General features: G+C 71.0%; 28 protein-coding genes. 14 read left to right on the top strand and 14 right to left on the bottom strand.

Annotated features, from left to right (window positions below):
* The first annotated feature begins 62 nt into the window (after nt 1–62).
* Nucleotides 63–299 carry a dodecin family protein gene (locus FQ330_RS00125; protein ID WP_128189764.1) on the top strand — a complete coding sequence of 79 codons (237 nt, stop codon included), beginning with the start codon at nt 63–65 and terminating at the stop codon, nt 297–299.
* A gap of 96 nt (nt 300–395) precedes the next feature.
* Here FQ330_RS00125 and FQ330_RS00130 read toward each other — a convergent pair whose 3' ends face one another.
* Nucleotides 396–1,625, bottom strand: coding sequence for a cobalamin-independent methionine synthase II family protein (locus FQ330_RS00130; RefSeq protein WP_146354210.1), 1,230 nt, complete (start codon nt 1,623–1,625; stop codon nt 396–398).
* A gap of 76 nt (nt 1,626–1,701) precedes the next feature.
* Nucleotides 1,702–3,342, bottom strand: a complete 1,641-nt coding sequence (locus tag FQ330_RS00135; RefSeq protein ID WP_192575784.1) for an HNH endonuclease signature motif containing protein — start codon at nt 3,340–3,342, stop codon at nt 1,702–1,704.
* A 141-nt stretch (nt 3,343–3,483) separates the two neighbouring features.
* Here FQ330_RS00135 and putP point away from each other — a divergent pair, with 141 nt between their 5' ends.
* From putP to FQ330_RS00150, 3 genes are all read left to right on the top strand, one after another.
* Nucleotides 3,484–5,043 carry a sodium/proline symporter PutP gene (gene putP / locus FQ330_RS00140; RefSeq protein ID WP_146354214.1) on the top strand — a complete coding sequence of 520 codons (1,560 nt, stop codon included), beginning with the start codon at nt 3,484–3,486 and terminating at the stop codon, nt 5,041–5,043.
* A gap of 86 nt (nt 5,044–5,129) precedes the next feature.
* Nucleotides 5,130–5,963 (top strand): gluzincin family metallopeptidase, encoded by an 834-nt coding sequence (locus tag FQ330_RS00145; protein ID WP_146354216.1) that lies wholly within the window; start codon nt 5,130–5,132, stop codon nt 5,961–5,963.
* Nucleotides 5,964–6,087: 124 nt separating this feature from the next.
* A complete protein-coding gene (locus FQ330_RS00150) occupies nt 6,088–6,513 on the top strand; it encodes a (2Fe-2S) ferredoxin domain-containing protein (RefSeq protein ID WP_146354218.1) in 426 nt (141 codons plus the stop codon).
* A gap of 27 nt (nt 6,514–6,540) precedes the next feature.
* On the opposite strand, the gene FQ330_RS00155 is transcribed toward FQ330_RS00150, so the two are convergent.
* Both FQ330_RS00155 and FQ330_RS00160 read right to left on the bottom strand, forming a co-directional pair.
* Nucleotides 6,541–8,238, bottom strand: a complete 1,698-nt coding sequence (locus FQ330_RS00155; RefSeq protein ID WP_146354220.1) for an ABC1 kinase family protein — start codon at nt 8,236–8,238, stop codon at nt 6,541–6,543.
* Nucleotides 8,239–8,276: 38 nt separating this feature from the next.
* A complete protein-coding gene (locus FQ330_RS00160) occupies nt 8,277–8,834 on the bottom strand; it encodes a PadR family transcriptional regulator (RefSeq protein WP_146354222.1) in 558 nt (185 codons plus the stop codon).
* 212 nt (nt 8,835–9,046) lie between these two features.
* On the opposite strand from FQ330_RS00160, the gene FQ330_RS00165 reads away from it, so the two are divergent.
* Nucleotides 9,047–10,345, top strand: a complete 1,299-nt coding sequence (locus FQ330_RS00165) for an alpha-amylase family glycosyl hydrolase (protein ID WP_225792610.1) — start codon at nt 9,047–9,049, stop codon at nt 10,343–10,345.
* Nucleotides 10,346–10,365: 20 nt separating this feature from the next.
* Here the strand turns inward: FQ330_RS00165 and FQ330_RS00170 are convergent, their stop codons facing one another.
* Nucleotides 10,366–11,436, bottom strand: a complete 1,071-nt coding sequence (locus FQ330_RS00170; protein WP_146354227.1) for a zinc-dependent alcohol dehydrogenase family protein — start codon at nt 11,434–11,436, stop codon at nt 10,366–10,368.
* A 189-nt stretch (nt 11,437–11,625) separates the two neighbouring features.
* Nucleotides 11,626–12,444 (bottom strand): SDR family NAD(P)-dependent oxidoreductase, encoded by an 819-nt coding sequence (locus tag FQ330_RS00175; RefSeq protein WP_146354229.1) that lies wholly within the window; start codon nt 12,442–12,444, stop codon nt 11,626–11,628.
* A gap of 133 nt (nt 12,445–12,577) precedes the next feature.
* Between FQ330_RS00175 and FQ330_RS00180 the strand changes: the two genes are divergently transcribed.
* The 5 genes from FQ330_RS00180 to FQ330_RS00200 all read left to right on the top strand — a co-directional run bounded on the left by FQ330_RS00180 (nt 12,578) and on the right by FQ330_RS00200 (nt 15,903).
* Nucleotides 12,578–13,273 carry an RraA family protein gene (locus tag FQ330_RS00180; protein ID WP_146354231.1) on the top strand — a complete coding sequence of 232 codons (696 nt, stop codon included), beginning with the start codon at nt 12,578–12,580 and terminating at the stop codon, nt 13,271–13,273.
* Entirely contained in the window at nt 13,270–14,058 is a 789-nt protein-coding gene (locus tag FQ330_RS00185) for an NYN domain-containing protein (RefSeq protein ID WP_225792608.1), read from the top strand. The genes FQ330_RS00180 and FQ330_RS00185 overlap by 4 nt, the downstream gene beginning before the upstream one ends.
* A 4-nt stretch (nt 14,059–14,062) precedes the next feature.
* Complete coding sequence (locus FQ330_RS00190) at nt 14,063–14,713, top strand: haloacid dehalogenase-like hydrolase (RefSeq protein ID WP_146354233.1); 651 nt, start codon at nt 14,063–14,065, stop codon at nt 14,711–14,713.
* A 40-nt stretch (nt 14,714–14,753) separates the two neighbouring features.
* The gene (locus FQ330_RS00195; protein WP_146354235.1) at nt 14,754–15,641 is read left to right on the top strand and encodes a dihydrodipicolinate synthase family protein; all 888 of its coding nucleotides are present in this window, start codon (nt 14,754–14,756) and stop codon (nt 15,639–15,641) included.
* Nucleotides 15,642–15,702: 61 nt separating this feature from the next.
* Entirely contained in the window at nt 15,703–15,903 is a 201-nt protein-coding gene (locus FQ330_RS00200; RefSeq protein ID WP_146354237.1) for a hypothetical protein, read from the top strand.
* A 14-nt stretch (nt 15,904–15,917) separates the two neighbouring features.
* Here the strand turns inward: FQ330_RS00200 and FQ330_RS00205 are convergent, their stop codons facing one another.
* Nucleotides 15,918–16,385 (bottom strand): MarR family winged helix-turn-helix transcriptional regulator, encoded by a 468-nt coding sequence (locus FQ330_RS00205; protein WP_225792609.1) that lies wholly within the window; start codon nt 16,383–16,385, stop codon nt 15,918–15,920.
* Nucleotides 16,386–16,497: 112 nt separating this feature from the next.
* Between FQ330_RS00205 and FQ330_RS00210 the strand changes: the two genes are divergently transcribed.
* Complete coding sequence (locus tag FQ330_RS00210) at nt 16,498–16,851, top strand: YciI family protein (RefSeq protein ID WP_146354239.1); 354 nt, start codon at nt 16,498–16,500, stop codon at nt 16,849–16,851.
* A gap of 22 nt (nt 16,852–16,873) precedes the next feature.
* On the opposite strand, the gene FQ330_RS00215 is transcribed toward FQ330_RS00210, so the two are convergent.
* The 6 genes from FQ330_RS00215 to FQ330_RS00240 form a co-directional block, all read right to left on the bottom strand.
* Nucleotides 16,874–17,950, bottom strand: a complete 1,077-nt coding sequence (locus FQ330_RS00215) for an ABC transporter ATP-binding protein (protein WP_146354241.1) — start codon at nt 17,948–17,950, stop codon at nt 16,874–16,876.
* Nucleotides 17,951–17,978: 28 nt separating this feature from the next.
* A complete protein-coding gene (locus tag FQ330_RS00220; RefSeq protein WP_192575785.1) occupies nt 17,979–19,325 on the bottom strand; it encodes an ABC transporter substrate-binding protein in 1,347 nt (448 codons plus the stop codon).
* A gap of 44 nt (nt 19,326–19,369) precedes the next feature.
* A complete protein-coding gene (locus FQ330_RS00225; RefSeq protein ID WP_146354245.1) occupies nt 19,370–20,239 on the bottom strand; it encodes a carbohydrate ABC transporter permease in 870 nt (289 codons plus the stop codon).
* Entirely contained in the window at nt 20,236–21,135 is a 900-nt protein-coding gene (locus FQ330_RS00230) for a carbohydrate ABC transporter permease (RefSeq protein ID WP_146354247.1), read from the bottom strand. The genes FQ330_RS00225 and FQ330_RS00230 overlap by 4 nt, the downstream gene beginning before the upstream one ends.
* Before the next feature lie 479 nt (nt 21,136–21,614).
* Nucleotides 21,615–22,589, bottom strand: coding sequence for a hypothetical protein (locus FQ330_RS00235; protein WP_146354249.1), 975 nt, complete (start codon nt 22,587–22,589; stop codon nt 21,615–21,617).
* A 209-nt stretch (nt 22,590–22,798) separates the two neighbouring features.
* Nucleotides 22,799–23,704: a hypothetical protein gene (locus tag FQ330_RS00240; RefSeq protein WP_146354251.1), complete on the bottom strand. Its 906-nt coding sequence runs from the start codon at nt 23,702–23,704 to the stop codon at nt 22,799–22,801.
* 187 nt (nt 23,705–23,891) lie between these two features.
* Between FQ330_RS00240 and FQ330_RS00245 the strand changes: the two genes are divergently transcribed.
* Nucleotides 23,892–24,287, top strand: a complete 396-nt coding sequence (locus FQ330_RS00245) for a hypothetical protein (protein WP_146354253.1) — start codon at nt 23,892–23,894, stop codon at nt 24,285–24,287.
* A gap of 294 nt (nt 24,288–24,581) precedes the next feature.
* Here the strand turns inward: FQ330_RS00245 and FQ330_RS13120 are convergent, their stop codons facing one another.
* Nucleotides 24,582–24,737 (bottom strand): hypothetical protein, encoded by a 156-nt coding sequence (locus FQ330_RS13120; RefSeq protein WP_192575786.1) that lies wholly within the window; start codon nt 24,735–24,737, stop codon nt 24,582–24,584.
* Nucleotides 24,738–25,221: 484 nt separating this feature from the next.
* Between FQ330_RS13120 and FQ330_RS00250 the strand changes: the two genes are divergently transcribed.
* Nucleotides 25,222–25,563: a hypothetical protein gene (locus tag FQ330_RS00250; RefSeq protein ID WP_146354255.1), complete on the top strand. Its 342-nt coding sequence runs from the start codon at nt 25,222–25,224 to the stop codon at nt 25,561–25,563.
* 498 nt (nt 25,564–26,061) lie between these two features.
* On the top strand, nt 26,062–26,250 hold the full coding sequence (locus tag FQ330_RS00255) for a hypothetical protein (protein ID WP_146354257.1): 189 nt from the start codon (nt 26,062–26,064) through the stop codon (nt 26,248–26,250).
* Nucleotides 26,251–26,463: the final 213 nt, after the last annotated feature.

The following is a 26,463-nucleotide window of genomic DNA, read 5'->3' on the forward strand; positions in this document are numbered from 1 at the left end:
GTCAGGAGCGCTTGGCTGGGGGACGAGGAGATCCCTCGCATCGCGGTCAAGGAGGATTCGCCATGGCATCTGTCGCACGCATCACCACCATCAGCTCGCGCTCGGACGTGAGCTTCGAGGACGCCGTCAAGCAGGGCATCGCGCGGGCCAGCGAGACGCTGCGCGGCGTCGAGGGCGCTTGGGTCAAGGACCACGTCGTCAACATCCGGGACGGCGCGATCACCTCGTGGCAGGTCACGCTCGAGGTCACGTTCGTGCTCGACGACTCGGGGCACCCGGTCGACGCCTCGGCCGACTGACCCGGCACGCCCGGGGCGAGTGCGCCCCGACGTGCGCAGCGCGCGCGGCGGCAGTGCATGCTGCCGTCGCGCCCGCTGCGGGCATGTCGTCGGACGTCAGACGATCGAGACGGCGGCGCCGAGCCGCTGCTCGGCGAGGCGCGCGCCCTGCCCGAGCGACTCGAGCTTGGCGACGGCGATGTCGGGGTGGATGCGTCCGCCCAGTCCGCAGTCAGTCGACGCGATGACGCGCTCCGGCCCGACCAGCCGCGCGAAGCGCTCGATGCGGTCGGCGACGAGCTCGGGGTGCTCGACGACGTTGGTGGCGTGGCCGATGACGCCGGGAGCGATGCGCTTGCCCTCGGGCAGCTCGACGCGCTCCCACACGCGCCACTCGTGCTCGTGGCGCGCGTTCGCCGCCTCGAACGAGTAGGTGCCGGCATTCGCCTCGAGCACGAGCGGGGCGATGTCGCCGAAGGGCACGTCGGTCGTGTGCGGCCCGTGCCACGAGCCCCAGCAGATGTGCAGGCGCACCTGCTCCTCGGGCAGTCCGCGGATGGCGTGGTTCAGCGCGTCGATGCGGATGCGCGTGAAGTCGAGGTAGTCCTCGATCGTCGGCTCGGGGTTGATCTGGTCCCAGTTCTCGGCGAGCGAGGGGTCGTCGATCTGCACGATGAGGCCGGCATCGACGATGGCGCGGTACTCCTCGCGCAGCACGTCGGCCCACGCCCAGATGTGCTCCTCGTCGCTGCCGTAGTGGCGGTCGGCGATGCGCGCGGCCGAGCCGGGCGACAGCGCGGTGAGGAAGCCCTGCTCGGCGCCCGTGGCGGCGAGACCCGACCGGAGGTTCGCGATGTCGGTCGCGATGGCCTCGTGGCCGGTGTAGCGAAGCGCACCGGTCGTGGCGGGGAACGCGGTCGCGGGCGTCGACTTCAGCAGCGGGTCGTCGGGGTCGAGGTAGGCGTCCTTGAAGCGCACCCAGTCGCGGCGGTCGGGGAACGACGTGAGCCGCACGTCGCCGGGCGCGCTGCGCACCGGCGGCTCCGAGAAGATGTCCTCGCCGGTGACCTCGAGGCCCTCGACGCGCTGGAAGACGTAGCTCCACCACGCGCCGTAGTCGAGCGCCGACGACATGGCCTTGCCGTACTCGCCGTCGCCGACGATCGTGATGCCGAGCTCCTGCTGGCGGCGCACGAGGTCGCCGACGGCGTCGGCGAGCAGCGCCTCGAACTCGGGCGTGCGCTCGAGGGTCAGGCCGTCGTCGGCGAGGGTGCGGGCGGCGTTGGCGGCGAGCAGCTCGGGCGTGCGCGGCAGGCTGCCGGCGTGGGTGACGTCGATGCGGGTCATGTCGTGCCTCCTGAGGTCGTCATCGGCACGCTATGCGGCCAGCCGGAGGAGCCGGAACCGCGGCGGTCACGCTTCGTCACACACCGGGTCGTCGCGCACTGCGCTCCGGGCCGAGCAGCTCGTCGAGGTAGCCGGGCGGGAACGCCTCGGCGAACGACCGGCGGGGGCCTCGCGTCACCCAGTCGACCGAGTCCTGCGCGCCCGGCGGCGCATGCACGGACGGCCCGTCGGCATCGGGCTCGGAGCCACGCGGCGGATCGGGCGGCCGCAGTTCGGCGAAGGTCGGACCGACGCGCTGCGGCGCCGTCGTGACGACCTCCCCGATCGGCGTGGTCCACTCGATCTCGCCGTGCGCGAGCTGCCGCATCGACCACCGCGAGCCGTGCTTCAGCACGTGGTCGCTGCGGCAGAGCGTCGCGAGGTTGTCGATGCTCGTCGTGCCGCCCTTCGCCCAGTCGAGCGTGTGGTCGAGATCGGCGCGCCGGCTGCCGCAGGCGCAGCCGGGGAACGTGCAGCCGCCGTCGCGCGCCTGCAGCCAGCGCCGCTGCCCAGCGCTCGGCCGATAGGTGTCGACAGTGACGGCGACGCCGCTGACCGGGTCGGTGAAGAGGCGCTCCCACACGGCGGAGCCGCCGGCGAGCCACCGCGCGGTGCTGCGGTCGACGAGCGTGCGGCCGTCGAGCGACGCGGGGAAGCTCAGTGCGGGGCCGGCGGCCGCGCCGTGCTCGCCGTCGCCGAGCAGCTCGGTCGCGGGGATCAGCACCGACACGTGCGCCGTCAGCATGCTCGTGCCGTGCAGGTCGTCGGGCACCGCGCCGCCGAGCAGCAGCTCGCAGAGGGCGTCGGCACGGAACTGGTCGAACGACCGCGGATCGTCCTTCGGCTTGCCGCGCGCCGCCTGGCTCAGCCGGTCGAGGATCCCTGCGGCGAGCACGGCGGGCACCCGCGCCACGACGTCGCACATGCCGTCGCCGACGTCGAAGACCTCGACCCCGCGACGCTCCCGCGCGACGTCGTGCCGCTGCTGCAGCGGGGCCGCGAGCACCGCATCGACCACTCGCTTCGCACGACTGCGGAGCTGCCCGGGGCTCGAGCGCTGCGCGACAGCGACGAGCTCGGCGACCACGCGGTCGCGCTCGTCGGCGGCGACCTCCGGGTCGAGCCGCAGCGCGCGCGTCTCCCCCTCGATCACCCGCAGGTGGCTCACCGTGATGCGGCCCTCCGCCGCCGCGTCGTGCGCGGCCGGCAGCTCGGTGACCGTCTGCCAGGCCTCGGTGATGCGGCGCTCCATGCCGCGCGTCGAGACGCCGAGCTCCACTGCCGCGAGCGAGGCGAGCTCGCGCACGGCGAGCGCCGAGTCGCCCTCGACGTCGAGCACGCGCTGCAGATGCGCCGCCATCAAGGCGCGCCGCTCACCCTCGATGCGCGCCGACCGCGTCTCGAGCACGCGCATGCGCGCGGCGAACTCGTCGTCGGCGGCGAGCCGCTCGAGCGCGGGATCCAGCGGCGGCTCGAGCAGCTGCGCATCGAGCAGCCGCACCGTCGCCTCAGGCGTCCGACCGGCCGGCACTGCGAGCGTGCGGAACCCGCGCTCGGCGAGCTGCTCGACGCGGAACGCGTCCTCGAGCTCGTCGGCGGTGCGGCCCAGCGGATCGACCAGCCGCCCCGATCGCACCAGCGCGATCGTCGCCATGTCGAGCCGGGCCTCGTCGTCCATGCACGCATCCCACCACGGGCCACTGACACGACACATAGCATCCCCGCCAGGCCCTCGTCGTCAGCGCCCGCGCCGTTTTGTCCCCCTCCCCTGTGACGCAGCCGTGAGTACCCTGGTGGGCGACCGGACGAGGAGTCGACCATGTCGGACATCACTTTCCAGCTGCTCGCGATCGGGCTCTACTTCGCGGCGATGATCGCGATCGGCGTCTACGCGGCGCGGAAGACGAAGAGCCACGAGGACTACATGCTCGCCGGGCGAGACCTGCACCCGGCGACCGCCGCGCTCTCCGCCGGCGCCTCCGACATGTCCGGCTGGCTGCTCATGGGCCTCCCGGGCGCCATCTTCGCCGCAGGCCTGATCGAGGCGTGGATCGCCATCGGCCTGACGATCGGCGCCTACCTCAACTGGAAGTTCGTGGCGCCGCGCCTGCGCGCCTACACCGAGGTGGCGCGCAACTCGATCACGATCCCGAGCTTCTTCGAGAACCGCCTGCGCGACCGCTCGCGCGCCCTGCGCATCGTCTCGGGCTCGATCATCCTGATCTTCTTCACCTTCTACGTCTCCTCCGGCATGGTCGCCGGCGGCGTCTTCTTCGAGTCGACCTTCGGCGCCGACTACATCTGGGGCATGCTGCTCGTCAGCGGCGTGACGCTCGCCTACACGCTCTTCGGCGGCTTCCTCGGCGCCTCGCTGACCGACATGGTGCAGGGCGCGATGATGTTCCTGGCGCTCATCATCATCCCCGTCATCGCGTTCTTCACCGTCGGAGGCCTGCAGGGGGTGCAGGACGGCATCGCCGACTCGGGCGCGCAGCTCACGGGCCTCATCCCCGCCGACGTCGACGGGATGGTCGTGCTCGGCATCATCTCGTCGCTCGCGTGGGGCCTCGGATACGTCGGCCAGCCGCACATCATCGTGCGCTTCATGGCACTGCGCTCGGTCGCCGCGGCGAAGCCCGCGCGCCGCATCGGCATCGGCTGGATGGTCATCTCGCTCATCGGCGCCGTCGTCTCGGGCTTCGTGGGCATCGCCTTCGTGCAGCAGTCGGGCCTCCCGCTCGACAACCCCGAGACGATCGTGCTCGCCATGTCGCAGGCGCTGCTGCACCCGTTCGTCGCCGGCCTCGTGCTGGCCGCCGTGCTCGCCGCGATCATGTCGACCCTCTCGAGCCAGCTGATCGTCTGCTCGTCGGCGCTCGTCGAGGACCTCTTCCAGGTCTTCGCGAAGAACCCGCCGTCGCAGCGCCTGCTCGCCATCCTCGGCCGCTCGTGCGTGCTCGCCGTCGCGACCATCGCGGCGCTGCTCGCGATCACGCCCTCCGACACGATCCTCGGCCTCGTGGGCTTCGCGTGGGCCGGCTTCGGCGCCGCGTTCGGCCCCGTCGTGCTGCTCACGCTCTTCTGGCGCAAGCTCACCAACTGGGGCGCGCTCGCCGGCATGATCGTGGGCGCCGCGACCGTCTTCATCTGGGACGCGATCGAGCAGGCCACCGAGATCGGCATCTTCAGCCTCTACGAGATCGTGCCCGGCTTCATCCTCAACCTCGTCGTCGCGATCGTCGTGAGCCTCGCGACGCACCGCCACGACGAGGAGGTGCAGGAGGAGTTCACGCGCACCGGCCAGATCGTGGCGCTCAAGCCCGGCGAGGAGGGGCGCGTCAGCGCGGCGGCCGCGGCCGACCGCAACGTGCTCCCCTGACCGACACGCCGGCACGCCGTCGGGGCCGCGCGATAACGTGACCTCGACGGCGCCGCGGCGTCGTCGACGCGCGCACGGGAGCATCGATGAGCGAGACGAGGACGGCACCGCCGGTCGCCGACGCGCCCGCCCGCGACCCGGCGCATCCGCTCCCCCTCGACGATCCTCGGCCGGCGCCCGGCCGCTACCTGCGGTGCCGGACGCGAGGGCCCGTGCCGGTGACGGCGCTCTTCCCCGCAGCGCTCCAGCAGCGCGCGCTCGCCGATCTCGCCCGCGTGCCGGCGATGCTCGCGTGCTTCGTCGAGCGCCTGGGGCCGCATCCGTTCGACGGCTGCGCGCTGGTGATCGCCGACGATCCGGTGCGCGTGCCGGCATCGCCGGGTGTGGCCGTGCTGCCCAGCGACAGCATCGACGGGTCGGGCAGCTGCGACGGCGTGCTCGCCGACGCCATCGCGCGCCAGTGGTTCGCGCGCGGCACAGAGGGCGCCGACGCGCGTGATGCCTGGCTCGTGCCCGCGCTCGCGCGCTACGCGACGTGGCTGTGGTGCGAGGCCGCGGGCGACATGACGACGGATGCGCTGGCCGCGGCCGAGCACGCACGGCTGGCCGGGCGGTCGGCCGGCGAGGCGCGCGACGCGCCCGAGCCCGAGGGCGCACCCGCCGACCCTCGCGCCGGCCGCGGCGCGCTGCTGCTGCACGCGCTGCGCATCGAGCTCGGCGACGTGCGCTTCTTCGAGCTGCTGCAGGCCTGCAGCCTGCTGCACCCCACCGGGGCGGGCACCACGGACGCCTTCCGCGAGCTCGTCGGCGCCTTCGCCGAGCGACCGGTCGACGTGCTGCTCGACGCCTGGCTCGTCGACGCCGGGCTGCCGCCTGCGCCCGAGCGCCGCCGCCGCGCGCAGCGCCGCCACCGCCGCTGAGGCCGACGCCCGACGTCACCGTGCCGCGACCCGCGAGTGCCGGGTGCCTGCGCGCAGGAGCCCGAGGCATCCGGCAGACTGGCCCCTCGCCCGCGACCGGCCGCGGGCGATGACGGAGGAGAGCATGGCGAAGCGCCGCGCGCAGCGCACCGAGCCCACGACGGGCGAGCCCGAGCGCGTCACGGTCGTCGTCTGCCGCGGCGGCGACTGCGGCAGCCGTCGCAAGCACCCCGGCGTCGACCACACGGCGCAGCTGCAGGCGCTCCGCTCGCGCATCGACGGGGCCGACGTCGTGCCGAGCAAGTGCCTCGACGCGTGCGAGCGCTCGAACGTCGTCGTCGTGATGCCGGGCGACGCGGGCGCCGAGGCGGGCGCCACACCGGTCTGGATCGGCGAGGTGCTCGACGACGCCGTCACCGACGACATCGTCGAGTGGGTGAACGCCGGCGGGCCCGGGGTCGCGGCGCCGCCCGCGCTCGTCGAGATCCAGGAGTTCCGCCCGACGCGGCAGAGCCGGCAGGAGCTGCAGCCGGGGCACGCGCTGCCCTGAGCACCCCGCCCGCGCAGCGCGAGCCCCTCAGTCGCGCCGTCGGCCCCCGAACCCCGCGAGCACTGCGTGCAGCAGCGGCACGACGGAGGCGACCATGAGCGCCGTGCCGAACCCCTCGTCGTCCGGGCGCACGAGCGCACCCGCGACGAGCAGCCCCGCGAAGAGCACCGCCGAGACGACGCGCGCCGCGGTGCGCTCGAGCCGCGCGACGCGGCGCTCGAGCGCAGGCGATGACACCGCGAGCCTGCCCTCCTCGAGCCGCGTCGCGAGCGTGTCGAAGCGCCGCGGCAGTCCCACTGCGAGGCGCGCGAGCGACACCGCCTCGTCGACCGCGGCGCGTGCGATGCCGCCGCGCTCGTCGCGCAGCAGCCGACCCGCGTAGGGCTCGACGGCGTCCCACAGGTTGAACTGCGGGTCGAGCGAGCTGCAGACGCCCGAGGTGAGCGACATGGCGCGGATGATGAGCAGGAAGTGCTCGGGCAGCTGGAACGGCAGCGACCGCATGAGCTCCTCGAACTCGAGCGCGAACTCGCGGAACTCGCGCGGGTCGACCTCGCGCAGCTCAGCGAAGCCCATGCCCCCGAAGCGGGCGAAGGCGCCCGTCATGGCGCGCTCGAGCTCGGCCGTGTCGGCCGACGGCAGCAGCGCTCCGACCTCGCGGATCGCCTCCACGAGCCCCCGTCCGTCGCGCGCGGCGGCTGCGATCAGCAGCGTGCGCAGCCCGCGGCGCGTGCTCGCGGGCACCTCGCCCATCATCCCGAAGTCGATGAACGTCAGCCGCCACGGCGCATCCGCTCCCCCGCCCGCACCGCGCTCGACGGGCGTCACGAAGAGGTTGCCCGGGTGCGGGTCGGCGTGGAAGAAGCCATTGACGAACAGCTGGTCGAACATGACCGCGGCGAACGCATGCGCGACCTCGGAGGGGTCGATGCCGGCGGCGCGCAGCCCGTCGAGGTCGGTGAGCTTGATCGCCGTGACGTCGGCGAGGGTCAGCACGCGGCGGGTGGTGCGCTCCCACACCACCTGCGGCACCGCGACGCGCAGGTCGTCGGCGAAGTCGGCCGCGAAGCGCTCGGCGTTCGCCGCCTCGTGGAGGTAGTCGATCTCCTCGAGGCTCGTCTGCGCGAACTCCTCGACGAGCGCCGGCATGTCGACGCGGTCCGAGACCAGCCGCACCCGGCTCATCCACCCGCCGACGCGGCGGAGCGCCGCGATGTCGACGTCGACGATCGCCTGGATGCCGGGCCGCTGCACCTTCACGACCGCCTCGACGCTGCCGAGGTCGGCCGCGTCCTGCGCGGTGAGCATCGCCCGGTGCGCCTGCCCGAGCGAGGCGGCCGCGAGCGGCTCCGCCTCGATCGAGGCGTAGGCGCGCTCGAGCGGCATGCCGAGCTCCTGCTCGATCGCGTCGCGGATGGGCCCGAACGGCACGGGCGGCGCCTCGTCCTGCAGGCCCTCGAGCTCGCGGGTGATCTCGGGCGGCAGCACGTCGAGCCGCGACGACATGAACTGGCCGACCTTGATCATGAGGCCGCCCAGGTCGACGGCGAGCGCGTGGAAGCGGCGGGCGAGGCGCGTGAGCCGGGCGCTCCGGCCGCGCGCGGCGAGCCGGGCCATCCCGAAGCGGGGCAGCACGATCTCGAACCACCACATGCTCACGAGGTGGCGGGCGGCGAAGCGCAGGATGCGGCGGTAGCGGGCGCGCGTGGCTCCGACGTCGGGCATCGTCTCTCCTCGATCCCGACGCGCCGGCGGCACGCCGCTCAGTCCTGAGCGAGGATCGAGTAGAGCCTACGACGCGCCTCTTCGAGCACGGTCACCGCCTGCTGCACCTGCTCGGGGCTGCCGGTGCGGCCCACCTGCGCGGCCGCCTGCGCGAGGTCGAACCCGGCCTTCGGCAGCGCCGAGAAGCCGCGGCCGTCGCGCTCGCCCGTCGCCATCCAGGGCGCCGCCCGCTCGGCCGACTCGTCGGCGACCGCGCGGCCGCCCTCGGTCAGCGAGTAGGTCTTGCGCCCGTCGGCCTCGTGCGCGGTGATGAGCCCCTCGTCGGCGAGCAGCTGGAGCGTCGGGTAGACGGAGCCGGGGCTCGGCTTCCAGGCGCCGCCGCTGCGCTCCTCGATCTCCTGGATGATCTGGTAGCCGTGCATCGGGCGCTCGGCGAGCAGCGCGAGCACCGCCGCGCGCACGTCGCCGCGCCCCATGCGCGTGCCGCCGCGCTTGTCGAACGCGGTGCGCAGCTGCTCCATCGCCTCCCACATGTGGGAGCCGGGCCCTGCGTTGAAGCCGCGGTCGAAGCCGCCGCCTGCGAACGATCCATGCATGATGACCTCCTCGCGCCGGCGAGTGTCGGCGATACTCAACGATATATCGCTCATCGCTCGAGCGGAAGAGGCGATCCGGCCCGTTCCCCGCCGACGACCGGCAGGATGGAGGCATGACCGACCCGACGCATCCGACCACCGACGACGCCGCTCCCGGCGGCGCATCCGACTCCGTGCAGGCCCATGAGGAGCCTGCATGGGTCGAGCACGTCATGTGGTGGCACGTCTACCCGCTCGGCTTCGTCGGCGCGCCCATCCGGCCCGACGAGACGCCCGCGGCCGACGCCGTCGAGCACCGGCTCGGCCGCATCGAGGCGTGGCTCGACCACCTGCTCGAGCTGGGCCTCAACGGACTGCAGCTCGGGCCGGTCTTCGCGTCGTCGACGCACGGCTACGACACCGTCGACCACCTGCGCGTCGACCCGAGGCTCGGCGACGAGGCCGACCTCCAGCGGCTCATCGACGCGTGCCGCGAGCGCGGCATCCGCGTGATGCTCGACGGCGTCTTCAACCACGTCGGCCGCGAGCACCCGGCGTTCCGCGCCCTCGAGCAGGAGGGGCCGGATGCGCCGACCGCCGGCCTCTTCCGCGTCGACTGGGAGGGGTGGTCGCCGGGCGACGCGGTGCGCGCCGACGTCTTCGAGGGGCACGACCAGCTCGTCGCGCTCGACCACGGGTCGGATGCGGTGGTCGACCTGGTCGTCGAGGTCATGACGCACTGGCTCGAGCGCGGCATCGACGCGTGGCGCCTCGACGCGGCCTACGCCGTGCCGCCGGCGTTCTGGGCGAAGGTGCTGCCGCGGGTGCGTGAGCGGTTCCCAAATGCGTACGTGATGGGCGAGGTGATCCACGGCGACGCCGCCGCGATCGTGCGCGAGTCGACGATGGACTCGCTCACGCAGTACGAGCTGTGGCAGGGCATCTGGCACGGCTTCGCCGACGGCAACTGCTTCGAGCTCGCCCACGCGCTCGAGCGCCACAACGCCCTGCTCGCCGACTCGGCGCCGAGCACCTTCGTCGGCAACCACGACGTCACGCGCATCGCCTCGGCGGTCGGCGTCGACCTCGTGCCGCACGCTGTCGCGGTGCTCTGCACCGTCGCGGGCACGCCGTCGGTGTACGCCGGCGACGAGTACGGATGGGTCGGGGAGAAGGAGGAGCGCATCGGCGGCGACGACGCGGTGCGGCCCGAGTTCCCGGAGGCGCCGCCCGCGCCCGACTCGCTGGAGCCTGCCGCCGCGGCCGTCTACGACGCGCACGGGGCGCTGCTCGCGCTGCGGCGCCGCCACCCTTGGCTGCACCGCGCCCACACCGACGTGCTGCACGTCGAGAACGCCTCGATCGTGCTGCGCACCGGCACGCACGACGACCGGGTCGTCACGGCGCTCAACCTCGGCGACGAGCCGGTCGAGCTGCCGTGCGCCGACGCGACCGCGGTCGAGGCCGGTGCGGGCGACGTCGAGGGCGAGGTCGTGCGGCTCGCGGCCCGAGGCTGGGCGGTGCTCAGCTGACGCAGGTCGGCTGACGCGGGTCAGCGCGCGCCGGTCGCCGCCCCGCCGGCGGCCGACAGCCGCGGATCGATCATCGTGATCCCCGCTGCGGTCGAGCGGTCGAAGCCGGGCAGGAGCGCCGCCGCCTCCTCGAGCCCGACCGTGCGCTCGACGAGCAGCTGCGGCTGCAGCGCGCCCGAGGCGATGAGCGCGAGCATGCCCGGGTAGTCGGCCGCGGCCATGCCGTGGCTGCCGAGCAGGTCGAGCTCCCACGCGATCACGCGCGACATGGGCACGCGCGGATGCCCGTCGACCGGCGGGAGCAGGCCGATCTGCACGTGCCGGCCGCGCCTGCGCAGGCTCAGCACCGCATCCGACGCCGTCTGCTCGCTGCCGACGGCGTCGACCGCCACGTGGCTGCCGCCGCCGGTGATCGCGGCCACCTCGGCCGGGATGTCACGGCCGTCGGCGAGGATCGCGTGCTCAGCGCCGAGCCGCATCGCCAGCTCGAGCGCCGCCGGGTTGCGATCGATCGCGATGGCCCGGGCGCCGAGCGCGCGGGCGATCATGACGGCGCTGAGGCCCACGCCGCCCGCGCCGACGACGGCGACCCACTCCCCTGCGGCGACGCGCGCGCGGCCCGCGAGGGCGCGGTAGGCGGTCGCGAAGCGGCAGCCGAGGCTCGCCGCGGTCGCGAAGCCGACGCCGTCGGGGATGGCGACGAGGTTGGCGTCGGCGGCGTGCAGCGCCACCTGCTCGGCGAACGAGCCCCAGTGCGTGAAGCCGGGCTGCTGCTGGTCGGGGCACACCTGCGCGTCGCCGCCCAGGCACCACTCGCACGTGCCGCAGCCGCACACGAAGGGCACCGTCACGCGGTCACCGACCTGCCAGCGGCGCACGCCCTCGCCGACCTGGCTCACGACGCCCGCGAGCTCGTGCCCCGGCACGTGCGGGAAGGCGATCTCGTCGTGGCCGGCCCACGCGTGCCAGTCGCTGCGGCAGAGCCCGGTCGCGAGCACCTGCACGACGACGCCGCCGGGCGGGGCGACCGGCGTCGGCACGTCGCGGACGACCGGGGTCGAGCGGATGTCGTCGAGGACCAGGGCGCGCATGGCTCGATCCTCGCAGGTAGCGGGCGGGCCTTCGCGCGGCGCTGCGGTCACCAGCAGCGGATCCGTCACGGATCGCGGACGATCTCTCCGCTGCTCGCGGCGGATCGCGGATGCATCCGCTTCTGGTGACGCCGTCGGGCGCCGGTCGGTCGGCGTGGCCGGTCGGCGCGCTCCGCCGCCGGCGCCCGCTCAGACCATCGCGGCCGAGCGCTCCCACAGCTGCTCGGCGAGCACCGGGTCGACCGAGTCGGGGTTGACCTGCGTCGCGATGCGGCGGGCGTCGTAGTACTCGCCCGGCACGAACGTGGTGCCCGGCGTGCCCTGGGCGAGCCAGACGAGGTCGTCGGCGGCCCGCTCGGCAGAGATCGTGAAGAGCCGCCTGAGCGGCGTGTGGTAGATCCACCGCATGACGTGGTTCGTGTCGCTCGCGAAGCTCGTCGCGACGATGCCCGGGTGGAACGAGACGGCCGCGATGCCCTCGTCGCCGTAGCGGCGCTGCAGCTCGCGGGTGAAGAGGATGTTCGCGAGCTTGCCGTTGCCGTAGGCACGATCGGCGCGGTACCCGCGCGCGTTCTGCAGGTCGTCGATGTCGAAGCGCGCGAAGACGCGAGCGGCCTGGCTCGCCGTCTGGATCACGGTCGCGCGCCCCGCGGTCAGCGCCGGGAGCAGCAACGTGGTGAGGAGGAACGGCGCGAGGTGGTTGACCTGGAAGGTGCGCTCGTAGCCGTCGACGGTGAGCGAGCGCTCGCCCATGATGCCGCCGGCGTTGTTCGCGAGCACGTGGATCTCGGGGAAGCGCTGCAGCAGCTCGTCGGCGAGGCGGCGCACCTGCGCGAGCTCGGCGAAGTCGGCGACGAAGTGCGGCGCGCCGAGCTCGGCGGCGACCGCGGCGGTGCGCTCCGGCGAGCGGCCGACGACCACCACCTGCTCTCCCAGCGCGTGGAGCTTCCGCGCCGCGGCGGCGCCGATGCCGTCGCTCGCACCGGTGATGACGATCGTGCGCGACATCCGTGCCTCTCCTGCGGCGCTGCCTGCGCCGCCGGCACATCCTGTCACGGGTCCTCAGCCAGCAGGTGACGCGGATGCGCCGAGCGGCGATGATCGTGATGGGCAGACCCGCCCGCGCCCGACTGGAGGATCCATGCACGAGCTGCGCACCTACCGCGACCTCTCGACGCCCCACGTGGCGGATGCCTGCATGCGGCTCGGCGTGGAGGTGCGCTGCGGCCCGAGCGGGCTGCGACCGGCGCTGCCCGGCACGCGCGCCGTCGGCCGGGCGCTGCCCGCGCAGCACGTGGGCAGCGTCGACGTCTTCCTCGAGGCGCTCGACGCGGCCGGCGAGGGCGACGTGCTCGTCGTCGACGACGGCGGGCGCCTCGACCGCGCCTGCTTCGGCGACCTCGTCGCGCTCGAGGCGCGCATGGCGGGCCTCGGCGGCATCGTGATCTGGGGGCTGCACCGCGACACCCCGGAGCTGCGCGAGATCGGCCTGCCCGTGTGGAGCCTCGGCACCTCGCCGAGCGGTCCGGCGGATGTCGCGACGCAGCCCGCCGACGCGCTCGCCGTCGCGCGATGCGGCGAGCACCGCGTGACGCGCGACGACCTCGTGCTCGCCGATGACGACGGCGTCATCCTCGTGCCGCTCGCCGACGCCGAGCGCGTGGCGGAAGCGGCGGCCGCGATCCGCGACACCGAGCGGCGGCAGGCTGCGGCGATGGCGGCCGGCACGAGCCTGCGCGAGCAGGTGCGGTTCGGCGACTATCTCGACGCCCGCCGCGAGCGCGGCATCGGCTTCCGCGAGCACCTGCGCGAGGTGGGCGGCGCGATCGAGGAGTGAGGCGCGCGGCGCGGCACGGCGAGCCAGCGCACGACTGCCATGCTGTCCCCACGGCGCAGCCCAACGACCTCCTGGCCGTCCTCGTCGACGCCGACAACGTCCCCGCTTCAAAGATGGGCGCTGTGCTGGCCGAGGTGGCGCGCTTCGGCACCGCGTCCGTCAAGCGTGCGTACGGCGATTGGACCACGACGCAGCTCAGCGGCTGGAAGCAGGCGGCGAACGACCACATCGTGCAGCCGATGCAGCAGTTCGCCTACACGACCGGCAAGAACGCGACAGACAGCGCGCTGATCATCGACGCGATGGATCTGCTCTATACGGGCCGCTTCCACGGGTTCTGCATCGTCTCCTCCGATTCAGACTTCACGCGGCTCGCCGCTCGCATCCGCGAGGCGGGCGTGACGGTCTATGGATTCGGCGAGCGCAAGACCCCCGAGGCCTTCCGCAACGCCTGCGATCAGTTCACGTACCTCGACGTGCTGGAGGCACCCGCGGCCGAGGACCCGGCACCGGCGCCGAAGGCAGTACCTGCTCCGCAGCTGCGCGGTGACGGCAAGCTGTTCAACGGCTTGAGGTCCTCCGTATCCACCGCGTCCGGCGAGGACGGCTGGGCCGATCTCTCCGCCGTCGGCCAGCTGATGCGCAAGCAGCAGCCCGACTTCGACTCGCGCAACTGGGGCTACGCCAAGCTCTCCGAGCTGCTGCGAGCGACAGAGCGCTTCGAGGTCACGCCTCGCCCCACTGGCGGCATGCGGGTGCGCGTCAAGGTGAAGAAGATGGCGTGACCGAGTGACCGACACTGTGACCGACGTCGTGCTCGACCTCGACGGCGTGCTCTCCACGCGCGACACGTTCGCCACCCTGCTCGTCGCGGCCGCGCGGCGATCGCCGTTCGTGGGCGTGCGCAGCGCGCCCGTCCTCGTGCGCTGGGTGCGCGCCGGCCACGACGTGCCGCGCCACGCCGCCGCCTCCCGCGAGGTCGCCCGAAGCCTGCTCCGCGGCGTCACTGAGCCGATGTACGACGCGCTCGCCCACGACGTCGGCACGCGGCTCGGTCGCGTCGCCGCACGCGCCTCGATGGTCGAGGTGGCGGCTGAAGGGCGCCGCGCCGGCGCGCACATCGTCGTCGCCACCGGCTCCGAGCACCGCCTCGCAGCCGCGTTCCTCGCAGCCGCCGGCGTCGAGCACGACCTGCTCCTCGCATCCACCCTCCGCTTCACCGAGACCGGCCCGGTCTTCGACCGGCACATCCGCGGCGAGGGCAAGCTCGCGGCGCTGCGGGAGGCCGGGATCGACGTCGAGCGGCGACGCTTCTGGACCGACTCGTTCGACGACTTCCCCACCGCGCGGGCCGCCGCATCCGTCGTGCTCGTCGCGCCCTCGCGGTACTCCGCGGCGAGCTACCTCGCGTCCGGCTTGACGGTCGAGCGGCTCGTCTGAAGCGGGCATCCTGGAGAGCCCGACGAAGCGAGGACCCACGATGTTCACCGGCCTGAGCGCCTTCCCCCTCACACCGCTGCGCGACGACCGCCTCGACCTCGACGCGTTCGGCCGCATCGTGGCGATGCTGGCCGAGAGCGGCGTCGACTCCGTCACCGCGCTCGGCTCGACAGGCTCCTACGCCTACCTCGACCGCGACGAGCGGCAGCGCGTCGTCGGCGCGGCGGTCGAGGCCGCCGGCGGCACCCCGGTCATCGCCGGCATCGGGGCGCTCCGCACCTCGCACGCGATCGCCTTCGCCCGCGACGCGGTCGACGCGGGAGCGCGTGCCGTGCTGCTCGCGCCCCTCACCTACCAGGCGCTCACGGATGACGACGCGTACGGCTTCTACGCCGATGTGCTCGAGCACCTGCCCGTGCCGCTCGTCGTGTACGACAACCCCGGCACCACGCACTTCACCTTCACCGACGCGCTCTACGGCCGCATCGCCGCGCTGCCCGGGGTCGCGTCGATCAAGATCCCCGGGCTGCCGGCGGGCGTGACGGCCGAGCAGCGCGTGGCGCAGCTCCGCGACGTCGTGCCCGAGCATGTGACGATCGGCATCTCCGGCGACGCCTTCGCCGCGCGCGCCCTGAACGGCGGCTGCGACGCCTGGTACTCCGTCATCGCCGGCACGCTCCCCGCCCCCGCGCTGCGCATCACCCGCGCCGCGCAGGCGGGCGAGCGCGACGAGGCGGAGGCCGAGTCGGCGCGCCTGCAGCCGATCTGGGACCTCTTCGCCGCGCACGGCAGCAATCGCGTGGTGGCCGCGATCGCCGAGGAGCTGGGCCTCGCGCACCCGGGCAGCCTGCCGCTCCCCCTCCGCGGCCTCGGCGAGGAGGGGCGGATGCGCGTGCGCGAGGCGCTCGCGGAGCTCGACCTGCGCTGACACCCCGTCGGCCCGGGCCATGCGCCATCCGATATGCTTAGTGCCCTAACCATCCGAGCGGATGATCATCGAGGAGCCGGGCCCGACCATGCAGCAGACCGACGTCGCCACACCGCCCGCGCAGCCCCGCCCGCGCGACCCGCAGAGCTTCACGCGCGGCGACGCGCTCGCGTGGAAGGTGGTCGCGTTCACCGCGGGCGGGCTCACGCTCGCCGGTATCGCAGGGGGCATCGTCGCGCTCCTCGCGCTCCTCAACGCCTGACGCAGGCCCGTCGGCTACCCGGCCGACTGCGCATCCACCGCCGCGATCAGCCGCGTCATCAGCTGGTGCAGCTGGGCGAGCTCGTCGCGATCGAGCCCGAGCCGCTCCGCCATCATCGTGGGCACCGCGAGCGCCTGCTCGCGCAGCGCCACGCCCCGCTCGGTCAGCGTGATGTCGAGCGTGCGCACGTCGTCGGCGCGTCGCGACCGCTCCACGAGCCCCGCGGCCTCGAGCCGCTTCACGAGCGGCGACAGCGTCGCGGGCTCCAGCCGCAGCTGCTCGCTCAGCTGCCGCAGCGACAGCGGCCGGGAACCCCAGAGCGCCAGCATCACGAGGTACTGCGGATGCGACAGGCCCAGCGGCTCGAGCACCGGGCGGTAGGCGCCGACGACGCTCCGCGACGCGACCGACAGCGCGAAGCACACCTGCCGCTCGAGGGCGAGGTCGTCCTGCGCATGCACCTGCATGTCGTCGACGGCCATCCTGCAATCCTAGGCGCCCCGACCCATCCGGGCCTCGGCCCGTGGTGTCCTCGCCGAGCCACCGCATCCGTCGTCAGAGCAGCACGACCCGGTGCGACGGAGGGAATGCGACATGGCGAAGTACCTGGTGCTCACCTACGGCGACGAGCCGGCGTGGGCGTCGATGCCCCCGGAGGAGGAGCGGCGGCTGATGGCCGGCCACCGTGCGTTCGCGGAGGCGGCCGGCGGGGCGATCCTCGACACGGGCGAGCTGGAGCCGCCGAGCGCGGTCGTCACCCTGCGCGGGCCCGCGGGCGGTGAGCCCTCCGCGACCGCCGGACCGCTCGCCGACAACGGCGCGACGCTCGGCGGCTACTACCTCCTGGAGGCCGCCGGGCTCGACGAGGCCAAGGCGCTCGCGAGCCTGCTGCACGAGTCGCGCGCGGGGCACGGCGGCGTCGAGATCCGGCCGGTCGCCGGGGGCTGAGCCGCGGCCGAGGCGAGCGACGTCAGCGGATGCGGTGCCCGGTCGACGGCTCGAACGCGAGCACGCTCGACGGGCGCACCGCGAAGGCGAGCTCGCTCCCGATCGCCGGGTGCGCGCCCTTCGGCAGCCGCGCGGTCCAGCGCGCGCCGTGGCCGGAGCCGTAGACGAACGTGTCGGAGCCGAGCTCCTCGACGAGCTCGACCGCGATGCGCACGAGCGAGGCGTCGTCGCCAGGCTCGGCGACGATCTCGAGGTCCTCGGGGCGGATGCCGTAGGTCAGCGGGGTGCCCGAGTGCGGCGCGGACGGGTGGAACGGCAGCCGCAGCCCGCCCACCTGCGCGCCCTGCGCATCCGACCACGTCCCCTCGACGAGGTTCATCTGCGGCGAACCGATGAAGCCGGCGACGAAGAGCGTCTCGGGCTCGTCGTAGAGCTCGCGGGGCGTGCCGACCTGCTCGATGCGGCCCTGGTTCATGACGACCACGCGGTCGCCCATCGTCATCGCCTCGGTCTGGTCGTGGGTGACGTAGACGGTGGTGACGTCGAGCTTGCGCTGCAGCGCGGCGATCTGGCCGCGGGTCTGCACGCGCAGCTTGGCGTCGAGGTTCGAGAGCGGCTCGTCCATGAGGAAGACCGCCGGGCGGCGCACGATCGCGCGCCCCATGGCGACGCGCTGGCGCTGGCCGCCGGAGAGCTCGCGCGGCTTGCGGTCGAGCAGCTCTTCGAGCTCGAGCAGCCTGGCCGCCTCGTCGATGAGCCGCTTGCGCTCGGCGGCGGGCACCTTGGTGTTCTTCAGCGAGAACTCCATGTTGCCCGCCACCGTCATGTGCGGGTAGAGCGCGTAGCTCTGGAACACCATGGCAACGTCGCGCTGCGCGCCGTCGATGCCCGTCACGTCGCGGTCGCCGAAGGCGATGGTGCCCGAGTCGGGGAACTCGAGGCCCGCGAGCGTGCGGAGCGTCGTCGACTTGCCGCACCCCGAGGGGCCGACGAGCACGAGCAGCTCGCCGTGCTGGATCTCGAGGTCGATCGAGTCGATCGACGGCCGAGCAGCGCCGGGGTAGGTGAGCGTGACGTCGCGCAGCGAGACGTTGACCATGGTGATCCGTTTCCTTCGGGTGCGGTCGTCAGCCCTCGAGCTGGGGCCGCAGGTCGTTCTCGTACAGGCCCTCGAGCTCGGCCTGGAGCGCCGCGAGCGACTCCTCCACGTCGGCGTCGGTGGTGAGGATGCGCTGCAGCGCGGTCGCGAGCGCCAGGTCGCCGCCGGGGAGGAAGACGCGCAGGTAGTCCTGCGTGCGCGTGCGGCTCTCGAGCTGCTCGACCGCGACCTCGAAGTTGGGGTTCTCGGCGTACAGCGCGCTCGCGTCGGCGTCGGAGCGCACCGGCATGTAGCCCGTCTGGCTCGAGAACGCGACGGTGTTCTCGGCGCTCGTCAGGTGGTCGGCGAGCATCGCCGCGGCGAGCTGCTCCTCGGGCGTCGAGGCGGCCGAGATCGCGACGCCGGCACCGCCGGTGGGCACGACGAGCTCCTGCTCGACGGGGCCGCCGGGGAGGAACGCGACGCCCACCTCGAAGCCGGCCGTCTCGGTGACGCCGCCGAGCGAGCCGGTCGAGCCGATGAACTGGCTCGTCGCGCCGGCCGCGAAGTCGTCGGCGGGCGAGCCGCTCGACACGTTCGCCCAGCCGTCCTGCACCGCGTCCTGCGCGAACTGCACGGCCTCGACGGTGCCGTCGCTCGTCACCGCGCTCGCGTCCCACTCGTCCGACCAGCCGCCGCCGTAGCCCCAGACGAGGTTGTTCATCATCCACGCCGGGTAGTCCTCGGCGGGCGGGAAGCTGAAGGCCGTGTCGGTGACGCCGGCGTCGACGAGCGCCAGCGAGTGCTCGCGCACCTCCTCCCACGTCGTGGGCGCCTCGGTGAGGCCCGCCTCGGCGTAGTGGTCGGCGTTGTAGTAGTAGATCGTCGTCGAGCGGGCGTACGGCACCGCGTAGTGCGCGTCCTCGTAGAGGTAGTCGTCGAAGAGCGTCTCGTTGTAGGTGCTGGTGTCGCCGCCGGCGGCGGCGAAGGCGTCGTCGAGCGCGAGCAGGGAGCCGTTCACGTGGTTGGTGAACCAGGTGGCATCCGACATCACGACGAGGTCGCCCACGTCGCCCGAGGTCTGCGCGGTCTGGAAGCGCTGCGAGACCTCCTCGTAGTTGGCGCCGGCGGTGACGATCTCCACCTCGATGCCGGTCTCCTCGGTGAAGCCGTCGACGAGCTGCTGCTCGACCTCCTGCGAGCCACCGGGGTGGTTGGTCCAGAAGCTGATCGACTCGGCCGGCTCGATCGAGGCCCAGTCGACCTCGGTGCTGCCGCTCGCGTCGGTGGAGCCGACGGCCGGGCCACAGGCCGTGAGGCCGAGCGCCGCGACGCCGAGCACGGCGAACGTGGTGGTGACGCGCTTCGCGCGCGTCTGGCGGATGCGGTGGGACATGGATGCTCCTCGGTGGTGGTGGGTCGGTGGTCGGTCAGGGAGGCTCATTTGACGGCGCCCTGCGTGAGCCCGCTCACGATGAAGCGCTGCAGGGCGGCGAAGACGACGAGCACGGGGACGATGACGAGCACGGCGCCGGCCATGAGGTAGCCGTAGCTGCCGGTCTGCCCCTCGATCGACTGCAGGAGGTTGAGGCCCACGGGCAGCGTCATCGTGTCGACGGAGTCGGTGATGATGAGGGGCCACATGAAGCTGTTCCACTCCCCCACGATCGTCACGAGCGCGACGGTCGCGATCGTGGGTGCCGAGACGGGCACGACGATGCGCCAGAGCCGCTTCAGGTGGCCGGCGCCGTCGAGCTTGGCCGCCTCGAGCAGATCCTTCGGCAGCGTCTTGAACTGCTGCCGCAGGAGGAACGTGCCGAAGGCCGTGCCGAGGCCGGGCAGGATGATGCCCCAGAGCGTGTTGCGCCCGCCGAGCGCCGAGATGGTCATGTAGTTCGGCAGCAGCGCCGCCTCGGGCGGCACCATGAGCGCGACGAGGATCGCGATGAAGACCGCGTGCGCGAAGCGGAAGTCGACGAAGACGAGCGCGTAGGCGGTCGTGATGGCGAGCACGACTTTGATGGCCGAGCCGACGATGGTCACGATCAGGCTGTTGCGCAGCACGGTGAGCAGCGGCACGGTGTCGGCGACGTGCCGGTAGTTGTCGAGGCTCGGCTCCTGCGGCCAGAGCGTCGGCTGCGTCGTGATGATCTCGCCGGGCGGCTTGAAGGAGGCGATCGCCATCCACAGCAGCGGCAGCACGATGATCGCGACGGCGAGCAGGATCGGCAGGTAGCCGCCGAGCACGGTCGCGAGCAGGTTGCGGCGGGAGAACGCCTGGCGCCAGTCGGCGAGGTGGGTGGAGCTCATGCGTAGTGCACCCGCCGCTCGATGAACCGCATCTGGAAGGCGGTGATGGCGAAGAGCACGACGAACAGCACGACCGAGATCGCGGCGGCGTAGCCGGCGTTCTGGTACGGACCGAAGCCCTGCAGGAACAGCTCGAAGACGATCGTGTTGGTGCCGTTCCCCGACGGCGTCATGATCTTCAGGATGTCGAAGGCCTGCATCGAGCTGAGGATGGTCGTCACCGTCAGGAAGAAGACGGTCGGCGACAGCAGCGGCAGCGTCAGCTTGAAGAAGCGGGTGAGCGCGCCGGCCCGGTCGATGCGGGCCGCCTCGATGAGGTCGCTCGGGATCGACTGCAGCCCGGCGAGGAACACGACGGCGCAGAAGCCGAGGTGCTTCCAGACGTAGACGACGATCACCATGACGAGCGCGAGGTCGGCGTCGAGGTACCACTCGGGCGAGCGGGCACCGAAGGCGCGCAGCACGTGCCCGAGCACCCCGAGCTGCGGGTCGAAGATGAAGTTCCACACCATGCCGACGCCGACGCCCGAGAGCACGTAGGGCGAGAAGATCGCGGTGCGGCCAGCGGTGACGCCGGGGATGCGGCGGCCCAGCGCGAGCGCGACGAGCAGCCCGAGCACCATCGACGCGACCACCGTGACGACCGTGAACGTGATGGTCACGCGCCACATCTCGGCGCCTTGCGGCGAGGTGAACAGGCGGATGTAGTTGTCGATGCCGGCGCTCGTGGCGCTCGTCGCGCCCATGCGCCAGTTTAGCGTCGAGAAGTAGGCGTTGCTCAGCAGCGGGTAGTAGACGAACGCGGCGATGAGCAGCAGGTTGGGCCCCGCGAACGCCAGGAACACGAGCGCATCGCGGCGCCGCTGGCGCTGACGATGCGGGTTGGCGGTGGGCACCCGCTGACACTCTCCAGCCGGGTTGAACCGTAACTGTCGTGCGGCCGTCCCTCAGGGGTGCGTTAGGTGAACCGGGCGTGCGCGGACGCGCGCTCCGAGTGGACGGCGCAGTCAGCGCACGTTGAGGATCACGTAGCGCTCGTCGTCCGAGGGGCCGCCCCGGTAGACCGGATCGTCCAACTTCTGCACCTCTACGATGTCGCGGAGCTTCCCCACCAACTGGGCGCACTTGTCGGCGGTGTATCCCGACCCCTTTGCTCCAGCGCCCCGGCCGATGGCCTCGGCAGTACAGCTAAGGGCCTGCCGCATCTATGCCCCAGAGACGGACGCTTATATGCCACACAGAAGGACGCTCGAGGCGGGAACGCTGTCGCCAAGTGCTTCAGTCACCCACCCGAGCGGGCGTAGGTCAAGGGCGTGGGTGCACAGCCGCATGAAGATTGCGTCAGTCCAAGCACCACTCCGTGATCCGTTTCCATTCAAACTGCAAGGGTTGTGCGCGTCTCTCTTGCTGTGGACTTGTCCTGCCACCTGACGACGCAGATCACGCGGCTTGGAGTACTCATTGCGACGAACATCGGTGCTGAGTACTTACCCAGGGGGGCCATGCGTTCGATCGGTCCTTCGTTGATGACGCGTGGCATATCAATCTCATTGCCCTCGCCGTCCTCGAGATGGAACGTGATCTGCTCGACGCTGTACGGGATGTTGCTCTCGAGGACGAGGTGGTAGCTGCGGCGAGTTCTTAGGCGGCCGCGGGAGTCACTCTCGGCGCGTTCGCTCGTCTCGACACGTGGCCAAATGCCGTACTCCGTCAAGTCTGAGGGCTCGGGTTGCGTATGAGTAGGGGAAACTGCAGCACTTTCGATGGCCTCCAGAGCCGCCTCCGCCGGACTGGGGAGGCGAGTGAACTGTGTGCTCAGCTCGAGGGACGCCTTGAACTTCGTCGCGATCTTGGTGAGATCGCTCTGCAACTTCAGTTCAAACTCCTCCGGCGAGGTGTAGCTTCCGACCAGTGCGCGCCTCTGCACGTCAGAGAGGTACTCCTCAAGCCTCAACTTCTCTGCGTTCGCGCTCTCGCCTCGCAGCGGCGTTCGGGGGACGAGGTTTCGGTAGGTCAGTACTTCTTTCCCCGCGTCGATGAATCGGTCCGTCTCCTCAACCGTTCCCGACCCGCTAACAGGCGTAGGAGTGCCGAGCTTGTCTGTGTAGACAACGATCGCGAGGTCGGAGACGTCGACGAGCTGCTCGTTGATGAGCTCCTGGGCGTACTCACCGGCTACGCCTGGCGTTGAGCCCTCGGTCCAATCCGCCGGGAGAAAGATGATGGAGTGCATCTTGCCGTGGTCGATGTTCCATCGTCGCATTGCGCTATGGATGGCTCCTCGATGCACCTCGGGGATGTCGCCTGGTGCCGAAATCATCGCCTGGACGATGAGCGCGCTGAATGCCATGCCTCAACAGTAGGGCGGGGGCAGCAAAATCAGAGCCGAAGCGAGCGGCCGCCGCACCCCGCCGACCGCTCACGACGCCACCATCAAAGCCACTCCGGCCGACAACCGCGACCAGCGCGACTGGCGCATCCGACACGACCGCGTCGACCCCGCGTTCCTGACTTCGACGATGGAAGCCGCGCTCGCGGCATCTACCTCATCGTCATCGGTCAGCGCCGATGAAAGGAAGCCGGCAATTGCGGCGCCCCACGGCTCTCCAAGAGAGAGACGGCCTCCTGAGTTGTGTTGTAGGCAACCAGAATCGCTTCGTGTGTCCACCGCAGGGAGGCCGTGAGGCGCACTCGAGAGACGCCATCAGCCGACTCGCTGAGCCGCTCAAGATCAGAGTTACGAGCTGACCGGCTGTGCGACGGGTGCGATAGCCCGCTTGCTACCTTCCACAGCATGGCCGCGTAGTCTCCGGGTACGCGCATCCCGTGGGCACCAGCGGGCACTACACAGACTGACCGGATGAGGTGGACCCACGGTGGGAGACCTTGCTTCACTCTGGCCCAAGGGATGTCGTGGGCAGCAGCAATCTCGCGCGCCTTCGCGACGTCTCGATCGTGACGTTTCGTATCCAGACGGCGCTGTCGGCCAAGCACGTCGTTGCCTGGCGGCTCATCCATGTTCTGCAGTGCGTCGAGTTCGACCTTCGCGAGACTAGCGTCCTGCGCGATATCGTCGAAACGAGCACGCAGGAGACGCTCAATACGGTCACCACGAGCCGCTGGCACGAGGATCCACTTAGCCAGGGAACTCGCCTCGAGGATGGAGCGGACGATGGGGTAGTGCGCGTACATCGGGACCTCGAGGGTCTTCGCGGGGCGCAGAAGGCCATCGATTGCACGCATGTTGTCCGTCGCCATCATCAGGGCCGTGGTCACGACATGACTCAGGTGCATCCACTTCGTGGCCTCGTCGTCGGCAGCAAGCTCCGATCCAGAACCGACACCGCGATTGCTGACGATCTCAAACCTTGCCCTGATCAGACGACCCTGTTGCAAACGCCGCTCGATCAGCCGAGCCTGCTCCAACTCATCTGTGTTGCCCACAGATGTTCGCGCCCATGACATACCCGAACCCTACGGTCGGCCACCCACACACCGAGGCGCGGACGACGCCCTGAGTCGGTCGGATTCATGACGCGCACTGATACCGGGCTTCGTGACATGGCCGATCACGATCGCGCCAGCGGAAGGACGCCGGAAGTCGACGTTCGTCAATGGCAGCGAGTTTGGACGCCGCTCATACGATGCGACCGTGGAACTCACCCCGGCCGCCGCGACGGCATTCTCGCAATTGCTCGCTGTCCTATTGCTCGCGACGGCGCTGACCAGGTCTCGGCGCCGCACCCTCAGTCCTTCGCCTGCGCGTCCGCCACGAAGGGGCGGCGAGTGGTTCAAGGTCTTCGTCCAGCCTCGAACATGGAGCCAGCTCAAGGCGGTGTGGATCTTGCTATCTCATCTGGCAGCTGTCGTGGCAGTTGTAGCCTTGGCGTTCGTGGTCGCTGCTGGCACAGAGGCCTCGGATGAGACGAGGGCGCTCCAGGCAGTGACGACCGTCGTCGGCATGGTGTCGCTGCTCGGGATCATGGTCGCCCTACTCGACGACGTCACGGACTTTGCAAAAGCCTCCTTCGCCGGCGCCGATGACTGACACCTTCCGAATACACCCGCCGAGCCGAGCCATGAGCCAAGTACGAACCTCGGAGGCGTCCGAATGCGCGCGCATGCCGCCAGTCGACCGCTGCCGCCAGCAGAAGCAACAGCCATGATGGCTGACCACGCGATTCCTGACGGACCGCGTCGTCGCAAGACCTGAGTACCGACGGCCGTCGGCAACGACTCACCTCATTCGGCTGTTCCATGAGGTCCTCGCCGAAGCCGACTGCCAGATCCCGTCGGCCGGAACCTCGGAGACCTGTCCCTGATCCTCCTTCGCGCCGACGGGTCATCCGGCCTCACTGCGGACGATCGCGATGTTGAGCCCGCTGGGCCAGACAGGATCGGCTACGACGACCGCGTTCAGCTGCACGAATTTTGCGCCGCTGCCAGGATTGTGCTCTCCTGCCTCACCAGACGCAGCAATGAGCTTGTTGATGGTCACGAGCTGTGAAGCCAAGATGCTTGTCGAGTCGCGTGACCGCAACGACGCTGCACCTCTGGTCCGCCTTCGAGACGTCGAGCGTGTCCGCACTAGCTCTGTGGAAAGGGAACGATGGAAGTTCCGGCCGTCAGCTAGCGTCCACTTGACCAGCATCCTCGATGACCTCGATGACCGCTGCGAGCATCGCCGGGCACTCATGTGGGATAGCAGATGCCGAGGCTGCGACGAGATCCGCGAGATACCGCCGCACATCCGGAAGCCCGATCATCGCGAAAATCCATCGAGCCTCGGGTGATAGTGTGCTCCCCCCGCTCTTGGCTGGGGGTCCCGACACGGAAGCTGCGCTGCGGGCTCCGGACATGGGACGTCGTCGATTCCGCAGTTCCATTCCACGGCATCTCCGAGGTCCTGTGCGTCTGTCGCCCGCAGAAGCGGAGCGGCCTACTCTGGCAACAGACAGGTCCCCAAAACAGGAGTAGTGGACATGAACGATCGCATACGGCAGGCAGGCGAGTTTTTGCGGGACACCGTCCAGCAGGCGACCAGACAGGCTCTGAGCGACCACGACGACGCCATGCTTCGACGGGGCTTCACCAGCGCCGCTGGCATCACCGTACGCCGCATCCAAGAAATGCTCGATGCGTCCAAAGAGCAGATGAAAAGCACCGGCCTTACCAAGGCGGAGCAGGCGCAATACGCTCAATTGGAAGAGTTGAAGTCAGGGCTTGAAGCAGACTATGACCGCTATTGGCAAGGCACCGGCGTGGACTGGCGCCCCCTCAAGCCGATCGCGAAGGGTATCGTCCGACGACCCGAGCAGCAGTAGGCGACGCGCCAACTTTCTCTGAACGCGCGCGGCCGACACTCCGGATGCCTCGACCACGCGCAGTTCAGCCCCGTTCCCTCGCTCCAGGGCCGCTCCGAGCTGGCCGAGGTGCCCGCTGGCGGAAGCTTCATATCGCGTTCCGCGAAGCCATTTGAGTGCCCAACCACTGACTAACGTGGCTGCGGTGAGCTCTCGCGTATGACGCGTAGGAGTTCGATAGCTCGCTCCTCCGCTCCGCCCGTTCGCTGATAGTTGAAGAGGTCGAGGCGAATCGTTAGCAACCGGAGTCGTTTATAGCCGAACGCTCTGACATCGAACGTCTGAAGCGGCGCGTCCGTAGCGTAGACGAGGATAGCCAGCGGCGAATCGAGGGCCCTGCCGAGGCGAGCGTCTGATAGATAAGCCACCCCGGCCGACAACCGCGACCAGCGCGACTGGCGCATCCGACACGACCGCGTCGACCGCTTCGGCAAGCTCAGCCTCCGCCGCGCCGGCCGCATGCACCACCTCGGCATCGGCATCGACCACGCCGGAACACCCGTCCTGATCCTCACCGACGACACCACCGTCACCGTCACCGACAGCCACACCGGCGAAGTCCTCGCCACCCACACCGTCGACCCGGACCGGCCCTACTGGCGCAACCAACAGAGAAGCCCCGGCCGATGGCCGGGGCTTCCCCAATAACAACGATGACGCGGAACATCTATCAACGATGTCCCGCGTCATCACATTGGTGGATCTGGGGGTGTCTGGGTTCACGACATAGGTCGCACTTGATAGGTCTCTCATGAGTCGGGACATCGGTCACAGTCGCTGGCATGTCTCGCGCTCGTGTCGCTGTCCTGATGATCGTGTCGAAGCAGCTGTCGGTGACGGCGGCCGCGGCCGAGTACGGCA

The sequence above is a fragment of the Agrococcus sediminis genome (assembly GCF_007923295.1).
In the GTDB taxonomy this organism is placed as follows: Bacteria; Actinomycetota; Actinomycetes; order Actinomycetales; family Microbacteriaceae; genus Agrococcus; species Agrococcus sediminis.